Here is a 17885-nt window from a genome sequence, read left to right as displayed (position 1 = left end):
ATTTCACTCAAAAAATAATTATCTTATATAATTCAGGCAAATACTTCCTTTTAGTAATATTGATGCTGGTGCGACCACTGAGGAATCTTTACAATTCACGCCCGTTTTTTCTTAGAGGAGCGCAACGTGGAAAGGTTTGATGCCATTATTATAGGCGCTGGTGCGGCGGGTATGTTCTGTTCTGCGCTGGCAGGTCAGGCAGGACGCCGGGTTCTGCTGATCGATAATGGTAAAAAACCAGGGCGCAAAATCCTCATGTCTGGCGGTGGGCGCTGCAACTTTACCAACCTTTATGTCGAACCGGGCGCTTATCTGAGCCAGAATCCGCATTTTTGTAAGTCTGCACTCGCGCGTTTTACCCAGTGGGATTTCATTGATCTGGTCAATAAACACGGCATTGCCTGGCACGAGAAAACGTTAGGGCAACTCTTCTGTGATGACTCCGCGCAGCAGATTGTCGACATGCTGGTGGATGAGTGCGAGAAGGGCAATGTGACCTTTAGATTGCGTAGCGAAGTGCTGAGCGTGGCGAAGGATGATACAGGCTTCATGCTTGAACTGAACGGCATGACTGTCGGTTGCGAAAAGCTGGTCATCGCGACCGGTGGACTGTCAATGCCAGGGCTGGGCGCGTCGCCGTTTGGTTATAAGATTGCCGAACAATTTGGCCTCAACGTGCTGCCGACCCGCGCGGGTCTGGTGCCATTCACTCTGCATAAACCGTTGCTCGAAGAGTTACAGGTGCTGGCAGGCGTGGCGGTGCCTTCCGTGATTACCGCTGAAAACGGCACCGTTTTCCGTGAGAACTTACTCTTCACCCACCGCGGCTTATCTGGACCGGCGGTGTTGCAGATTTCCAGCTACTGGCAACCGGGGGAATTTGTCAGCATCAATCTGCTACCGGATGTGGACCTCGAAACCTTCCTGAATGAGCAGCGTAACGCACATCCGAATCAGAGCCTGAAAAACACACTGGCGGTTCATCTACCGAAGCGGTTGGTTGAACGCTTACAGCAACTTGGGCAAATCCCGGATGTTTCGCTAAAACAGCTCAACGTGCGTGACCAACAGGCACTGATTAGCACATTGACCGACTGGCGCGTACAACCCAACGGCACTGAAGGCTATCGCACTGCCGAAGTGACGCTCGGCGGCGTGGATACCAACGAACTCTCTTCACGGACGATGGAAGCGCGCAAAGTGCCTGGGCTGTACTTCATCGGTGAAGTGATGGACGTCACTGGTTGGCTGGGAGGCTATAACTTCCAGTGGGCGTGGTCGAGTGCGTGGGCTTGTGCGCAGGATTTGATTGCAGCGAAGTCGTCCTGACCTATTACCTAAAGATGAAAATTATTAGAGCCGCATTAAAAATGAGCTAATTTTGATAGTGGCTATCTTGTGATTATTTTCTAATGAGCCCGTGAACTGAACCCCCATGCTTAATATAAGGTGGAGGGAAAGGTGATTGAAAACTCACCCAGTGGGCTGATCTTTATAAAATATGAACAGGTTGAAAAAAACAGTAACTTTGCTGTTTTTTATACTTAACCACTATGCATTAATGCTGCGTTATTTCATTCTACCTAAGAAAAACCAGCGTTACGCAAATGGTCAACGCTGGTTTTATCCGGTACGTTGCAATTATTTTTTAGCAGAACCCGCTTCTAATATTGAAACGATTGAGAACAACGTAAAGCATACCGCTCCCAAACCGACCAGAACCCGCGAAGGAATAAAATACCCTATGTCGGTCTGCGCCATTTCCGCAAGAAACGATGCCAGGAAAAGGCAAAACAGGCAGGTGAAGACGGGAATCATCGGAATTCTGTTGGCTAACGAACAGGTACGTCTCCAGACCAGTGCCAGTAGCCAGACTTTTGAGAATATGCTGTAACAGATCATTCCGAGGCAAATGAGGATAATGCCGGGAGCCAGCCGAGCGCTTGCATCGGAACTGACTAAGACGTATATGCCCTGCAGCACTGTGATTGAGCCGAGGAAAATAACCCAATAACACCACAGCCAGTGCTCTTTCGTTGAAAACGTATTACGTGTTTGATGGACGATTGTGGCAACAAGGCCAATTAGACAGGCACAGATTGCGGTTAACCCAAGCAATACGTGACCAGCGACATAATGTGGGGTTATGTCGGCACTGCGTAACAGCGTTATCGACCAAATGAAACCGAGCAGGGTGAGTAACACGGGAACGGCAATGAGGCAATTACCGATTAATGAAGAATAAGCCTGTACCGGTGTTCCGTCGCTCTTACTCCCCGCTGCGTTTTTAGGAATGAGCAGAAAGTGACCGGATGACGCTGCCACCGTCGATACACAGGCGGCAATCATACCAACGCCGAAAATCACATGACCGGCGACAAACTCGTCTGCCATCACATCATTGCCTGCTAACAGTGCCCAACCCCATATCATGGTGATAATTGACCCCGCATAGCCAATAATGGGGAACAATGTATTGTAAAACGTATTAACGCCGCGCGTGAGCTGCGAAATGATAATAAATGCGGTAGTGAATAATGCCAGGCATATGGCTGCCAGAGAAATGAGCACATGACCCGCGACGAAATATTCGCTTTGCCCTGAACTTTCCAGCACAAAGCCACCTAACGCGATACAAATCAAGCCCATAATTAAAGGGATTAATTTGAAAAGCCACCCGATATATATGTTCACTTTAAACTCCTCAGGTATCCCTGCTAATATTGAAACGTGCATTAATGATAATTTCAGCCTGTTAATACAATGACGAGATATCATTAAAGACAAATGCATAGCATAACTATAGCGGGGTTTACTTTGCAGAGCGCTACTTTTCAGCGTTCAAAAGGCCATGGTAAATAAATATTTATCCTAAGATTAATTCTTATTCTGTCGTTCTTTACAATTATCTTCCAGGGAGGGATTATTTTTCATTATTGGTAAAAGACCGGATGGTCTCGGTGTTTAAAATCAGCGAACATATAATTATTATTGCTTTATATCGTCGTAAATATGTCTTTCAGACATGTGTCATTTATTTTGTTACTAACAAGCAAAAAATATCACGGGTTATTTATGAAAGTATTTCACAATATATTTAAGCACATCTCTTCAAACCATCAAGATAAGTATTCAGATAAAGTTAACAGTCATCAACACCATGGCAAGGTTGATAAAAAACATCGTTCAAAGATAGTTGAAATTGATAAGCTGGATAAACATTCGCAAATAGATAACAATGTAGGCCTGCATATCATCTATTTCCTGCAACATGGCTGCTGGAAGGTAACTGAACATAGTCCTCAGATAGAAAAAATATGGTTTTACAACAGTGAGCCATCTATAGATATTCAAGAATATAATAGTTTCGCCGACAATACTACTGACACGTTTATCTTTACAATTATACCAGACAATAACCATGTGATAAAATTATCGTCTCCCATTACCGTTACGATTGAGCGTAAGGACGGTTATTATTTTATTAATTTCTCCGGAGATAAATCAGACATAATTTATAAAGTTAATGGGCTTTCTATCATACCTGAAAATTTCTTTACTCTTCTTAGCGGTAATTTTAAAGCTGACTGGCGTTGGGATGTCTCTAAAGAGACGTTTTCTAAGGATAAGTTTGCTAGCTATGTTAATTCTGTGTTTTCAAAAATAGATTTTTATAAACAGTGTGGTGTAATTAACCCACAAAATCCCAACACGGCTTATTTTGGCGATACAGATGGAAGAGTGGGCGCTGTACTTTATGCATTGCTCGTTTCAGGGCATATAGGCATCAGGGAAAAGGGGTGGAGTTTATTATGTGAATTATTAAAACACGAAGACATGGCTTCATTCGCATATGAAAATAAAAAATTGAAAAAACTCTTTACTTTATTAGATACGAGAGACATGATCTTGAATGAGTTGCATCAACATGTTTTTTTAAAAGGCGATGCGATTACCCCTTGTATCTTTCTTGGGGATCATACAGGCGATAGATTTAGTACTATTTTTGGTGATAAATATATCCTTACTTTGCTAAATTCTATGCGAAATATGGAGGGTAATAAAGATAGTCGTATAAATAAAAATGTCGTCGTTCTGGCTGGAAATCATGAAATCAATTTTAATGGTAACTATAGTGCACGACTAGCAAATCATAAACTCTCTTCCGGTGATACATATAATTTAATTAAAACGCTCGATGTTTGTAATTATGACTCAGAAACGAAAGTTTTAACCAGTCATCACGGAATAATAAGAAATGAAGAAAATGAATGTTATTGTCTAGGTGCTTTGCAGGTTCCATTTAATCAGATGAAAGACCCAATTGATCCTGAGGAATTAGCAAATATATTTAATAAAAAACATAAACAACACATGGATGATCGTCTTATCCATCTAATTAGAAGCAATGCTATAGCATCCACACCTGTATATGACAATTATTTTAATAACACTACTGATTTCAGACCAAAACCTGAAGATATCTTTAAATGTGGAGAGAAACTCAAATGTGAAGACCCCAGCAAATACATTAGACAAAAATATGGCCATCATGGGCTCGGGGTAGATCAGAATCAACAATTTGATAATGGTATTATGGGTCTAAATTCCCGGAAGGAAGTACGTGATAAAAATAATAAAATAATTTATTCATCAGGGCTTAGTTGTTTTCAATCTCATTAAAACTCCATGAATACTGTGGTATGTCTTATTAATCCTGAAAGTATTTCATAGGTTTTCTTAATCGATTGTAGAGGTATGTTCTGATAACGCCTCTACAATCTCTAGGGATTTTGTCTACTTTGAGATAAGAAATTTCATATTATGCCTTAAGGCTGAATGATTTGTGCAAAATATAATTGTTTTTCCATCGAACATGAGGTGTATGTCATAAGATTAAATATTAACTACGTATTCCTCGCAGTGAATAGCATGAGGTAAAAAATGAAAATTGGAGCTGTGACCGGTACTCACGACAGTACGACGACAATCCCCGCAAATGATATTATGCAAGATCATGTTACCAACTTCACTAAAGAACTGTTTGGGTATATAGCAAATGGCTTAGATGATGACATATCAAGTATTGCCAGGACAATGCTCGGTGAAGTTGTGGAAAAAATAGATGACTGGCAAATAGAACGTTTCCAACAATCTTTTCAGGATGACAAGATTTCATTTTCCATACAGACGTATCAATCAGAAAAATATAGTATGCTATCGGGCATGCGTGTTCATATCCTACGCAGGAATAATAGTTATCAGTTTATTGTGACAATTAATGGAAAAAATTACGGTTGCCCTCTTGATAATATAGAAATAAATTGGCGCAGCATTGTTTGTTTTCTTAATGCCATGACAGAAGATGGTAATATGAATGATATTGTAGTTACTGAGTCGTACAAACCCCTCTGGGACTGGAAAACTTCGCAATACAATATATTTGATATTAAATTCGAAACAGTAATAAAGGCCCATTTTGCTAATAGAGTCTATTTCTCAAATTGTTCACCCGTTGATCCTACAAGTACCAGACCGACCTATTTCGGTGATACCGATGGCTCAGTCGGTGCCGTTTTGTATGCGCTTACTGCAACAGGTCATTTGGGTATTATGGCTGAAGGAGAAAATTTCCTTAGTCAGTTGCTTAATATAGAAGATGAAGTTCTCAACGTATTGCTAAGGGAGAACTTTAATGAGCAACTTGACACTAATGTTAATACAATAATCAGTATTCTGAACAGAAGAGATATAGTTTTAGAAAGTCTTCAGCCTTATTTAGTTATTAATAAAGACGCTGTGACGCCATGTACGTTTCTTGGCGACCAAACCGGCGATCGATTTAGCAATATCTGTGGCGATCAATTTATCATCGATTTATTAAAACGCATAATGAGTATCAATGAAAACGTTCATGTATTAGCTGGAAATCATGAAACGAATTGCAATGGTAACTATATGCAGAACTTCACGCGTATGAAACCACTTGATGAGGATACCTACGTTGGGATAAAAGATTATCCTGTATGTTTCTATGACCCTAAATACAAAATAATGGCAAATCATCATGGGGTAACTTTTGATGATCAGCGAAAACGTTACATTATAGGACCGATAACAGTCTCTATTGATGAAATGACCAATGCTCTCGATCCGGTCGAATTAGCGGCAATTATTAATAAGAAGCATCATGCCATCATTAATGGTAAAAAATTTAAAATTAGCCGGGCCATCTCTTGTCAATCTTTTAATCGTTATTTTTCCATCTCGACAGATTACAGGCCCAAACTTGAAGCACTATTAGCATGCTCACAAATGTTAGGTATAAATCAAGTTGTTGCACATAACGGTAATGGTGGAAGAGAACTCATAGGTGAAATGGGGGCTGTTTTAGGTCTGAACGCCCGTGACAGTAAACATGCCGGAAGAATGTACAGTATGCATAATTGCCAAATTAATCCTGGTGCAGGGCCTGAGGTAACCGCTCCCTGGACGTCTTACCAGCATGAAAAAAACAGAAATGAACTTATGCCTTTGAGTAGAAGGCGCACGCTGTTACAGCTTTGAACCATAGACAACATGAATATTAATGTTACTATCTGGTTGAGACTGTTGATAAAACGTAAAAAGGAATGCTCTGTTCCTGCAACTGAACAGGCGTGAAACGCTATCCAACAGGATGGATACCGTTTTATCAGCCAGTTTTATAGATCACACTTATGAGTATGCGTGTTTCATTTACGGCCAGGAATGCTGATGATGACAACATTACTACCCGTTTTCACTAAGCCTTCCCCATTGGCGCTCAATGCTCTGCGCGCTGGTCGTATTTGCCGTTTCCTTCTTATCCCGGATGGAAGAATCCGCTGAACGTCGTTCGGCGGCAGTTGTAACACGTGTCGTTTGCTTACAGGGATTATGGCGGGTCGATTATGGATAAGAGTAAGCGCCATCTGGCGTGGTGGGTTGTCGGGTTACTGGCGGTGGCTACCGTCGTGGCGTGGTGGCTGTTGCGCCCGGCAGGTGTGCCGGAAGGCTTTGCCGTCAGCAATGGGCGCATTGAAGCGACGGAAGTGGATATCGCCAGCAAAATTGCCGGGCGTATCGATACCATTCTGGTGAAAGAAGGCCAGTTTGTTCGCGAAGGCGAAGTGCTGGCGAAGATGGATACTCGCGTGTTGCAGGAACAGCGACTGGAAGCCATCGCGCAAATCAAAGAAGCACAAAGCGCCGTTGCCGCCGCGCAGGCTTTGCTGGAGCAACGGCAAAGCGAAACTCGCGCCGCACAGTCGCTGGTTAATCAACGCCAGGCAGAACTGGACTCCGTGGCTAAACGTCATACGCGTTCCCGCTCGCTTGCCCAACGGGGGGCTATTTCTGCGCAACAGCTGGATGACGATCGCGCCGCCGCCGAGAGCGCCCGAGCCGCGCTGGAATCGGCGAAAGCTCAGGTATCGGCTTCTAAAGCGGCTATAGAAGCAGCACGCACCAATATCATTCAGGCGCAAACGCGCGTCGAAGCGGCACAAGCCACTGAGCGGCGCATTGCCGCAGATATCGATGACAGTGAACTGAAAGCCCCGCGTGACGGACGCGTGCAGTATCGGGTTGCCGAGCCTGGGGAAGTGCTGGCAGCAGGCGGTCGGGTGCTAAATATGGTCGATCTCAGCGACGTCTATATGACCTTCTTCCTGCCAACTGAACAGGCAGGCACGCTGAAACTGGGCGGCGAAGCCCGGCTGATCCTCGATGCCGCGCCAGATCTGCGTATTCCTGCGTCCATCAGCTTTGTCGCCAGCGTCGCCCAGTTCACGCCAAAAACCGTCGAAACCAGCGATGAACGACTGAAACTGATGTTCCGTGTCAAAGCGCGTATCCCACCGGAATTACTCCAGCAGCATCTGGAATATGTCAAAACCGGTTTGCCGGGCGTAGCGTGGGTACGGGTGAATGAAGAACTTCCGTGGCCTGACGACCTGGTGGTGAGGTTGCCGCAATGACGCATCTGGAACTGGTTCCCGTCCCGCCTGTCGCGCAACTGGCGGGCGTGAGCCAGCATTATGGAAAAACTGTTGCGCTGAACAATATCACTCTCGATATTCCGGCCCGCTGCATGGTTGGGCTGATTGGCCCGGACGGCGTCGGGAAGTCGAGTTTGTTGTCACTGATTTCCGGTGCCCGCGTCATTGAGCAGGGCAACGTGATCGTGCTGGGCGGCGATATGCGCGACCCGAGGCATCGCCGCGACGTCTGCCCGCGCATTGCCTGGATGCCGCAGGGACTGGGCAAAAACCTCTACCACACCTTGTCGGTGTATGAAAACGTCGATTTTTTCGCCCGCCTGTTCGGTCACGACAAAGCAGAGCGGGAAGTACGAATTAATGAACTGCTGACCAGCACCGGTTTAGCACCGTTTCGCGATCGTCCGGCAGGGAAACTCTCTGGCGGGATGAAGCAAAAACTGGGGCTGTGCTGTGCGTTAATCCACGACCCGGAACTGTTGATTCTTGATGAGCCTACGACGGGGGTTGACCCGCTCTCCCGCGCCCAGTTCTGGGATCTGATCGATAGCATTCGCCAGCGGCAGAGCAATATGAGCGTGCTGGTTGCCACCGCCTATATGGAAGAGGCGGAACGCTTCGACTGGCTGGTAGCGATGAATGCCGGAGAAGTACTGGCGACTGGCAGCGCCGAAGAGCTGCGGCAGCAAACGCAAAGCGCCACGCTGGAAGAAGCATTTATAAATCTGTTACCGCAAGCACAACGGCAGGCGCATCAGGCGGTAGTGATCCCACCGTATCAACCTGAAAACGCAGAGATTGCCATCGAAGCGCGCGATCTGACCATGCGTTTTGGTTCCTTCGTTGCCGTTGATCACGTCAATTTCCGCATTCCACGCGGGGAGATTTTTGGCTTCCTCGGTTCGAACGGCTGCGGTAAATCCACCACCATGAAAATGCTTACCGGACTGCTGCCTGCCAGCGAAGGTGAGGCGTGGCTGTTCGGGCAACCGGTTGATCCAAAAGATATCGATACTCGCCGTCGGGTGGGCTATATGTCGCAGGCGTTTTCGCTCTATAACGAACTCACCGTGCGGCAAAACCTGGAGTTACATGCCCGTTTGTTTCACATTCCGGAAGCGGAAATTCCCGCGCGAGTGGCTGAAATGAGCGAGCGTTTTAAGCTCAACGACGTTGAAGATGTTCTGCCGGAGTCATTGCCGCTCGGCATTCGCCAGCGGCTTTCGCTGGCGGTGGCGGTGATTCATCGCCCGGAAATGTTAATCCTCGATGAGCCTACTTCTGGCGTCGATCCAGTGGCGAGGGATATGTTCTGGCAGTTAATGGTCGATCTTTCGCGCCAGGACAAAGTGACCATTTTCATCTCCACCCACTTTATGAACGAAGCGGAACGCTGCGACCGCATCTCACTAATGCACGCCGGAAAAGTGCTTGCCAGCGGTACACCGCAGGAACTGGTTGAGAAACGCGGAGCCGCCAGTCTGGAAGAGGCATTTATCGCCTATTTGCAGGAAGCGGCAGGGCAGAGCAACGAAGCCGAAGCGCCGCCTGTGGTACATGACACCACCCACGCGCCGCGTCAGGGATTTAGCCTGCGACGTCTGTTTAGCTACAGCCATCGCGAAGCACTGGAACTGCGCCGCGATCCGGTACGTTCGACGCTGGCGCTGATGGGAACGGTGATCCTGATGCTGATAATGGGTTACGGCATCAGTATGGATGTGGAAAATCTGCGCTTTGCGGTGCTTGATCGCGACCAGACCGTCAGTAGCCAGGCGTGGACGCTCAATCTCTCCGGTTCCCGTTATTTTATCGAACAGCCGCCGCTCACCAGTTATGACGAGCTTGATCGTCGGATGCGTGCGGGCGATATCACGGTGGCGATTGAGATTCCACCCAATTTCGGGCGCGATATCGCGCGTGGTACGCCTGTGGAACTCGGTGTCTGGATCGACGGTGCGATGCCCAGTCGCGCCGAAACAGTAAAAGGTTACGTGCAGGCCATGCACCAGAGCTGGCTACAGGATGTGGCGAGTCGGCAATCCACGCCCGCGAGCCAAAGCGGGCTGATGAATATTGAGACGCGCTATCGCTATAACCCGGACGTAAAAAGCTTGCCAGCGATTGTTCCGGCGGTGATCCCGCTGTTGCTGATGATGATTCCGTCGATGTTAAGCGCCCTTAGCGTAGTGCGGGAAAAAGAGTTGGGGTCGATTATCAACCTTTACGTGACTCCTACCACCCGTAGCGAATTTTTGCTTGGCAAACAGCTGCCGTACATCGGGCTGGGGATGCTGAACTTTTTCCTGCTCTGTGCCTTGTCGGTGTTTGTGTTTGGCGTGCCGCATAAAGGCAGTTTCCTGACGCTCACCCTGGCGGCGCTGCTGTATATCATCATCGCCACTGGTATGGGGCTGCTGATCTCCACCTTTATGAAAAGCCAGATTGCCGCCATTTTCGGTACGGCGATTATCACGTTGATTCCGGCGACGCAGTTTTCCGGGATGATCGATCCGGTAGCTTCGCTGGAAGGTCCAGGACGTTGGATCGGCGAGGTTTACCCTACCAGTCATTTTCTGACTATCGCCCGCGGGACGTTCTCGAAGGCGCTGGATCTGACGGATTTATGGCAACTTTTTATCCCGTTGCTGATAGCCATTCCACTGGTGATGGGCTTAAGCATCCTGCTGCTGAAAAAACAGGAGGGATGATGCGCCATTTACGCAATATTTTTAATCTGGGTATCAAAGAGTTGCGCAGTCTGCTTGGTGATAAAGCGATGCTGACGCTGATTATTTTCTCGTTTACGGTGTCGGTTTATTCATCAGCGACCGTCACGCCAGGATCGTTGAACCTCGCGCCGATCGCCATTGCTGATATGGATCAATCGCAGTTATCGAACCGGATCGTTAACAGCTTCTACCGCCCGTGGTTTTTGCCCCCGGAGATGATCACCGCCGATGAGATGGATGCCGGGCTGGACGCCGGGCGCTATACCTTCGCGATAAATATTCCGCCTAATTTTCAGCGTGATGTCCTCGCCGGACGTCAGCCGGATATTCAGGTGAACGTCGATGCCACGCGCATGAGCCAGGCATTCACTGGCAACGGTTATATCCAGAATATTATCAACGGTGAAGTGAACAGCTTTGTCGCTCGCTACCGTGATAACAGCGAACCGTTGGTATCGCTGGAAACCCGCATGCGCTTTAACCCGAACCTCGATCCCGCATGGTTTGGCGGGGTGATGGCGATCATCAACAACATTACCATGCTGGCGATTGTGTTGACCGGATCGGCGCTGATCCGCGAGCGTGAACACGGCACGGTGGAACACTTACTGGTGATGCCGATAACGCCGTTTGAGATCATGATGGCGAAGATCTGGTCGATGGGGCTGGTGGTGCTGGTGGTATCGGGATTATCGCTGGTGCTGATGGTAAAAGGCGTGCTGGGCGTACCGATAGAAGGCTCGATCCCGCTGTTTATGCTTGGCGTGGCGCTCAGTCTGTTTGCCACCACGTCAATCGGCATTTTTATGGGGACGATAGCGCGTTCAATGCCGCAACTGGGGCTGCTGGTGATTCTGGTGCTACTGCCGCTGCAAATGCTTTCCGGTGGCTCCACGCCGCGCGAAAGTATGCCGCAGATGGTGCAGGACATTATGCTGACCATGCCGACGACACACTTTGTCAGCCTCGCGCAGGCCATCCTCTACCGGGGTGCCGGATTCGAAATCGTCTGGCCGCAGTTCCTGACGCTAATGGCAATTGGCGGCGCGTTTTTCACCATCGCGCTGCTGCGATTCAGGAAGACGATTGGGACAATGGCGTAATTACGGGCTTAATCTTCCTTCGGCAAGCACTGCAAATGCCCGTGCCGCACGCCGCGCTGGGCGATAACGTCATCGGCAAAATGCTGCACGTCGCCCATGTCACCTTTCAGCACGGCGATTTCCAGACAGTCGTCGTGATTAATGTGCACATGCAGAGTAGCAACCGAGAGATCGTGGTGATGGTGCTGCGTGGAGACAATACGGCTGGCTAAGTCGCGTTTTTCGTGTTCATACACATACGACAGCACCGCGAAACCTTGTGTGCCGTGCTGCTGGGTGGCCTCCTGCGCCAGAGCGCTACGCAAAATATCGCGGATCGCCTCGGAACGGTTGTTATAACCACGACGCTGGCTCAGGCTGTCCAGCGTCTCCAGTAAATCGTCATCAAGGGTGATGGTGACTCGTTGCATTGACTTAAACCTTTTCTGTGGCGCGACGGCGCACTGGGAATGCGGGTAATACCGCGTTTTGTAGCACACGTCCGGCGTCAGAGGAAAAGGTTAATTTATCTCCCACTACCTGGGTTTCGACAATTTGCCCGTTATCCATCACCATCACCCGCTGACAGAAGCGCTCCACCAGACGTAAGTCGTGGGTGATAAACAGGCAGGCGGTGCCAAACTGCTGTTGCAGCTTTTTCAGCAGGCGAATGACGCCCGCCTGTAACACGAGATCAAGGTTGGAAACGGCTTCATCCAGAATCAGCAGTTTCGGTTCGACCGCCAGCGCACGTGCCAGGCAGACGCGCTGGAGCTGACCGCCGCTTAACTGCGGTGGGCGTTTGTCGAGCACGCTATCGTCAAGATCGACCGCCTTCAGCATTTCGCTGGCGCGCGCCAGTTGTTCCGATTTTTTCAGCGCCAGCAGGTGGCGCATCGGTTCACGCAGGATCTCGCGCACGGTTTTGCGCGGATTCACGGCGCTGATGGAGTCCTGAAACACCATTTGAATATCACGGCGGAACGCTTTACGTTGCGCGCGATTGAGTTTCGCCAACGGTTCGCCGCGCCAGCTAATATTTCCCTGTGAGGGCGACTCTAACCCTACCAGCAGCCGCGCGAGGGTACTTTTTCCGCAGCCGCTGCGTCCCAGCAGGGCGACGGTTTCACCGCTTTTTAGGGTCAGCGAAACGTTATTGAGCACTGCCTGATGCTGGTGCTTACCGCTGAATCCACCGTGTGCGTACTGGTGTGAAAGGTCGGAGACGTTAAGTAAAGTCATGATGCCAGCTCCATACCATAAAGCGCGAGGTGAGCAGAAACCAGGCTGCGCGTTACCGCATGTTTGGGGGCATTAAACAGCGTTTCGACATCGCCCTGCTCAACAATCTTACCGTGAGACATTACCGCCACATCGTCTGCCAGACGCGCTACCACGCCCATATCATGGGTAACCAGCAGCATTCCCGGCGCTTGTTTTTGCATAATGCTTTCCAGCAGATCCAGAATGCGTGCTTGCGCTACTACATCAAGATCGGTGGTCGGTTCATCGGCGATGATAAACGGTGATTCACATAGCACTGCCATCGCAATCATCATGCGCTGCAACATGCCGCCGCTCATCTCGAACGGGTACAGCTTCAGCACGCGTGCGGCGTTTTCCAGCCCTACCGCTTCTATAGCGGCGATAAGCGTGGCGTCATCGGCGGGTTTCCCCAGTGCCTGGCAAGTTTCCCGCGCGTGCGTGTGCATGGTGTGCAGCGGATTAAAGGCACTGCGCGGGTTCTGCATGATAGTGGCAATTTTGATACCGCGCAGGGCGCAGGGAGAAACCGGTTTGCCATCGGCCAAAATTTCCCCCGCCGTCTGGCGAACGCCAGCGGGCAGAATGCCCAGCGTCGCAGCGCAGGTCAGCGACTTCCCGCTACCACTACCGCCGACTAACGCCAGCACGCGCCCGCGTTGCAGGGTTAACGATACGCCGTGCACCAGCGGTTGCGCGGCCTGTAGCGCGATATTACGTAGTTCAATCTGTTGCGGCATTAGTGTGCGTGCTCCGTCACCAGATGAGGGTCCAGATGATCGCGCAGTGCGTCACCCACCAGGTTAAAGGCCATCACGCTGATAAACAGCGCCAGTCCCGGCCAGAACATTTGCAGCGGCTGGGTCCAGATATACTGACGTGCATCGTTAATCATCACGCCCCATTCGGCGGTCGGGGCGGTCACGCCGAGACCGAGGAAGGACATCCCCGCGACGTGTAGCATCATATGGCCGATATCCAGCGTCGCCAGCACCAGCAGTGAAGGGATCACCGCGCCCGCCAGATGATCGATAAACACCCGCACATGGCCTGCGCCAGAAAGCCGTGATGCCAGCACAAACTCGCGCTGGCGCAGTGAAATCACCAGACTGCGCACCATGCGCGCGTACCACGCCCAGTGCGACAGGGCGATGGCGATAATCACATTGGTCAACCCGGTGCCGAGCACGCCGACCATAAAGAACGACAGAATCGACGTCGGGAAGGTCATAAACATATCCGCCACGCGCATGGTGGCCTGATCAACGCGCCCGCCAATCAGCCCGGCGCTGCCGCCAATAATCAGCCCTAACGCCAGCACCAACAGCAGGCATGCCATTACCGAGCCAAGCGACACACGGGTCGCCGCCATCAGCCGTGAGAAAATATCGCGTCCTAAGTGATCGGTGCCCAGCCAGTGCTGTGCATCCGGAGAAAGCAGACGCGACGGCAAATCAATGACCTGGGGATCGTATGGCAGCCACCACTGGCTGGTGAGCGCAATCAGTGCCAGCAGGGCGATAATGATGAGCGCCAGGCGTACCGACCAGCGAGAAGAGAGGAAAAAGTTCACGCGTGCGCTCCTTCATGACGACGAATGCGCGGGTCCAGCGCGGCGTTGAGCAAATCGACAATCAAATTACAGACCACAAAAACCACCACCATCATCAGCGTAAAGCATTGGATCACCGGATAGTCACGGTTGAAAATCGCCGACACCGCATATCGCCCGACGCCCGGCCAGGCAAAGATGTTTTCGATAATCATCGTCCCGCCAATCAGTTCGCCAATGTGCATCCCCACGGCGGTGATCATCGGCAGCGAGGCATTGCGCAGGATATGGCGGCGTTCGGTCTGTTTGTCGTTCAGGCCGCGCAGCCGCGCCCAGGTCACATGACGCTGACCGGCGACGTCCAGCATGCTGGCGCGCAGCAGACGCGCGTTAATCGCCAGCGACATAAAGGCGATGGAAACCGCAGGCAAAATGATATGCTGCCAGCCGCCGTAACCCATCGCGGGCAGCCATTGCAGATACACTGAAAATGCCATCACCAGTAAAAACGCCAACCAGAAGTTAGGCATCGACACGCCAAGAAACGCGATAAAACGCACGGCGAAATCCGGCAGGCGGTCGCGATGGCGCGCCGCCCAGATGCCGAGCGGCACGGAAGTGAGCAGAATTAACACTAGCGCCGCGCCCGCCAGTTCCAGCGTGGCGGGCAGGAAGGTCAGCATATCGTCCAGCACCGGGCGTTGGCTGGCGAATGAGATACCAAAGTCAAGATGCAGCGCTTTCCACAACCAGGTTCCGTACTGCACGTACAACGGCTGATCCAGCCCCAGCATGGTGCGGGTAGACGCCAGCATTTCCGGCGTCGGCGGTAGGTTAGACAGACGCAGATAATCGAGCGCCGGGTCGCCGGTGCCGAGGCGCAGCATCAGAAAAATGATCACCGAGGCGGCGAGCACCATCGGGATCAGCAGCAGAAAGCGGCGTAATACATAACGCAACATTAAGGTTTCACCGGTTTAATCTGTTCGAACGGGATTTCGGTGGCGATCGGCGCGTAGGGGATGTTACCCAGTTCCGGTTTTGAAACCACCATCATTGAGATATAGCTGATGGGCAGATAAACCGCCTCGTCATGCAGACGGGTCAGAATGTCGCGATACAGTGCCTGACGTTGTGTTTCGTCGTGTGTCGCCAGCACTTCGCCAATCTCTTTATCAATCAGTGGCTTGTCGGCTAAACCTTGCTGTGCCTGGAAGTCAGCGTGCGACGGTACGCGCATTGAACTCAGGAAGGCGTGTGGATCGTATGGCGCGCCCCAGGTACGGTGGAAAATCATGCCAAAACGACCGTCGCGCTGACGAGCATAGATACTGCTCTCTTCTTCGCCGATCAGCGTGACATCCGCGCCAATCTGGCGCATATCAGCCTGAATGATTTCGGCCATTGATTTGCTTAACGCATCGGTGCCGATGAACGACAGTTCAATGCGCAGCGGCTGACCATTTTTCTCGCGGATGTCTTTGCCTGCGGGCAGCGTCCAGCCTGCTTGTTCCAGCAACGCTTTCGCTTTCTGCGGATCGTACTGGCGCGGTTTCAGGCCGAGATTGGCATAGGGCACGGAAGGGGCAAACAGGGTGTCGGCGACCTGCTGGGTACTATACAACGCGTTATCGATCAGCGATTTTTTGTTTACCGCGTAATTGAGCGCTTCACGTACGGCCAGCTCGTTGGTGGGGGCTTTGGCAGTATTGAGCGCCAGCATCACGGTTTCGATCGGCTGTGACAGTTGGGTGTGGTAAGCCGGGTTCTGGCTAAAGCGGGCGAAGGTATCGAGCGGTAATAGCCCTTCATTACCGTATAGTAGATCGATATCGCCGGTTTCAAACGCTACTGCGCGGGTAGTCGGGTCTGGGATGACGTTAAAAGTGATCTTCTTAATCGCCGGCTTTTCGCCCCAGTAGTTTTCGTTACGGACGAAGACATCGTACTGATTCAGTTTCGATTCCTGCAAAACCCACGGCCCGGTGCCAATCGGCGCTTTAATCCCATTCATGGTTTCATGGTTTTTAAACTGCGAGGGGGCGATAAAGCGGAAAGGACGGGGCAGGGCCAGTTCTTGCAGGAAAGGGTAGTAGGCGCTTTTCAGGGTGATTTGCAGCTCGGTTTTACTGAGAGCTTTGACATCAACAATCTGGTTTGCCAGCTCCAGCCAGGCGTGACGTTGACGGTTGTCGAGCACAGCGCGGAAGTTTTCTGCCGCGGCCTCTGCATCAAACGGTTCACCGTTAGAGAATTTCACATCATCACGCAGGGTGAAGGTCCAGGTTTTGCCATCTTCTGAATGGGTCCAGCTTTTTGCCAGCCACGGGATCACCGAACCGTCTGCCTGATATTTCACCAGTGGTTCATAAACCATGCTCTGGGCGAACATCTGGTTGGGTGTGTAAAGGTGCGGGTTTAGTGGCCCGACATTCACCGGCCAGGCGGTGGTGATTTCATCTGGTGCAGCGGCATGGACGATAAAAGACGCACAAGCCAGCAGCGCAAATAGAGTGCGGCGGAGTGTGGAGAACATGGTAACCCCAATGGATTAAAATAGATGGCGGAAATAAGTATGACGATTTTAAGTATTCGTCATACTGATAACCTGTTCTGGATCAATAGATGGGCAGTCGGATGGGCTGATCAGTTAACTGAATCGATCCATTGCACACTGTCGGCGGTGAGCGTAAAGGGAGTAGGGGTGCAGATCGCCAGACTTAAATTTTCAAGCTGACAATGGCTGACTGACAGCGAGGACTGATAGGTGCTGTCTACGCTGACGATTTGCCAGGCGCTGCCGCCACGTTGTTTAACGATAGCTTCTTTGCGTGTCCAGATGCGCCAGAACATTTCCAGTTGCTGATCTGGATGCACGGCGTCCATCTCGGCATGTTCTCCGAGGCTGAACACCGCGTTCGCCAGCCAGCGCCAGTTGGCACGCGGGCGAATCACTTCGATATCGCAGCCGACTTCGCCCTCATCGCTCAACAGTAGGGCAATATCGTCACCGCTATGGCTTAAGTTGAACCATAGCGGCGTTTCCGGCGCGAATGCAGGTTTGCCTTGTTCGCCATAGATGATCTCAGGTAGCGGGGAAAGCGTGTGTGAAAGCAATGCACGCCCCGCCAGCCAGCGTTCGCGCCGTGGACCTTGCGGTGCTTTATCGCGTAAAGCCGGTGGCAGTGGAGCTGCGCTTAAGGTCGAAACTTTCCCCAGAACTATCCGATACATA

15 protein-coding genes are annotated in these 17885 nt (G+C 50.5%); 7 read left to right on the top strand and 8 right to left on the bottom strand.

What is annotated here, in order from left to right:
* The first annotated feature begins 126 nt into the window (after window positions 1–126).
* Window positions 127–1329: a BaiN/RdsA family NAD(P)/FAD-dependent oxidoreductase gene (locus tag QUE34_RS21080; protein ID WP_032303978.1), complete on the top strand. Its 1203-nt coding sequence runs from the start codon at window positions 127–129 to the stop codon at window positions 1327–1329.
* A 312-nt stretch (window positions 1330–1641) separates the two neighbouring features.
* Here the strand turns inward: QUE34_RS21080 and QUE34_RS21075 are convergent, their stop codons facing one another.
* Complete coding sequence (locus QUE34_RS21075; RefSeq protein ID WP_032303977.1) at window positions 1642–2694, bottom strand: DUF2776 domain-containing protein; 1053 nt, start codon at window positions 2692–2694, stop codon at window positions 1642–1644.
* 381 nt (window positions 2695–3075) lie between these two features.
* Here QUE34_RS21075 and QUE34_RS21070 point away from each other — a divergent pair, with 381 nt between their 5' ends.
* From QUE34_RS21070 to QUE34_RS21045, 6 genes are all read left to right on the top strand, one after another.
* A complete protein-coding gene (locus tag QUE34_RS21070; protein WP_032303974.1) occupies window positions 3076–4683 on the top strand; it encodes a DUF4049 domain-containing protein in 1608 nt (535 codons plus the stop codon).
* A 261-nt stretch (window positions 4684–4944) separates the two neighbouring features.
* The gene (locus QUE34_RS21065) at window positions 4945–6567 is read left to right on the top strand and encodes a DUF4049 domain-containing protein (RefSeq protein WP_032303973.1); all 1623 of its coding nucleotides are present in this window, start codon (window positions 4945–4947) and stop codon (window positions 6565–6567) included.
* Window positions 6568–6756: 189 nt separating this feature from the next.
* Window positions 6757–6870 (top strand): protein YhiY, encoded by a 114-nt coding sequence (gene yhiY / locus QUE34_RS21060; protein ID WP_001296785.1) that lies wholly within the window; start codon window positions 6757–6759, stop codon window positions 6868–6870.
* Between the two features lie 62 nt (window positions 6871–6932).
* Entirely contained in the window at window positions 6933–8000 is a 1068-nt protein-coding gene (locus tag QUE34_RS21055; RefSeq protein ID WP_032303972.1) for an HlyD family secretion protein, read from the top strand.
* A complete protein-coding gene (rbbA, locus tag QUE34_RS21050) occupies window positions 7997–10732 on the top strand; it encodes a ribosome-associated ATPase/putative transporter RbbA (protein ID WP_032303971.1) in 2736 nt (911 codons plus the stop codon). The genes QUE34_RS21055 and rbbA overlap by 4 nt, the downstream gene beginning before the upstream one ends.
* Window positions 10732–11856 (top strand): ABC transporter permease, encoded by a 1125-nt coding sequence (locus QUE34_RS21045; RefSeq protein ID WP_103253588.1) that lies wholly within the window; start codon window positions 10732–10734, stop codon window positions 11854–11856. The genes rbbA and QUE34_RS21045 overlap by 1 nt, the downstream gene beginning before the upstream one ends.
* 8 nt (window positions 11857–11864) lie before the next feature.
* On the opposite strand, the gene nikR is transcribed toward QUE34_RS21045, so the two are convergent.
* The 7 genes from nikR to acpT all read right to left on the bottom strand — a co-directional run bounded on the left by nikR (window position 11865) and on the right by acpT (window position 17884).
* Complete coding sequence (nikR, locus tag QUE34_RS21040; RefSeq protein ID WP_001190062.1) at window positions 11865–12266, bottom strand: nickel-responsive transcriptional regulator NikR; 402 nt, start codon at window positions 12264–12266, stop codon at window positions 11865–11867.
* A gap of 4 nt (window positions 12267–12270) precedes the next feature.
* Window positions 12271–13077, bottom strand: a complete 807-nt coding sequence (gene nikE, locus QUE34_RS21035; RefSeq protein ID WP_032303969.1) for a nickel import ATP-binding protein NikE — start codon at window positions 13075–13077, stop codon at window positions 12271–12273.
* Complete coding sequence (nikD, locus tag QUE34_RS21030; protein WP_103253587.1) at window positions 13074–13838, bottom strand: nickel import ATP-binding protein NikD; 765 nt, start codon at window positions 13836–13838, stop codon at window positions 13074–13076. The genes nikE and nikD overlap by 4 nt, the downstream gene beginning before the upstream one ends.
* Complete coding sequence (nikC, locus tag QUE34_RS21025) at window positions 13838–14671, bottom strand: nickel ABC transporter permease subunit NikC (protein WP_001008971.1); 834 nt, start codon at window positions 14669–14671, stop codon at window positions 13838–13840. Before nikC ends, nikD begins: the two co-directional genes overlap by 1 nt.
* Window positions 14668–15612 carry a nickel ABC transporter permease subunit NikB gene (nikB, locus tag QUE34_RS21020; protein WP_000947080.1) on the bottom strand — a complete coding sequence of 315 codons (945 nt, stop codon included), beginning with the start codon at window positions 15610–15612 and terminating at the stop codon, window positions 14668–14670. The genes nikC and nikB overlap by 4 nt, the downstream gene beginning before the upstream one ends.
* Window positions 15612–17186 (bottom strand): nickel ABC transporter substrate-binding protein, encoded by a 1575-nt coding sequence (gene nikA, locus QUE34_RS21015; protein ID WP_032303968.1) that lies wholly within the window; start codon window positions 17184–17186, stop codon window positions 15612–15614. Before nikA ends, nikB begins: the two co-directional genes overlap by 1 nt.
* Window positions 17187–17296: 110 nt before the next feature.
* Window positions 17297–17884 (bottom strand): 4'-phosphopantetheinyl transferase AcpT, encoded by a 588-nt coding sequence (acpT, locus tag QUE34_RS21010; protein ID WP_032303967.1) that lies wholly within the window; start codon window positions 17882–17884, stop codon window positions 17297–17299.
* Between the last annotated feature and the right edge of the window lies 1 nt (window position 17885).

The organism is Escherichia sp. KS167_9B, from assembly GCF_030295215.1.
In the GTDB taxonomy this organism is placed as follows: domain Bacteria; phylum Pseudomonadota; class Gammaproteobacteria; order Enterobacterales; family Enterobacteriaceae; genus Escherichia; species Escherichia coli_F.
This window is presented reverse-complemented; position numbering and strand designations above follow the sequence as displayed.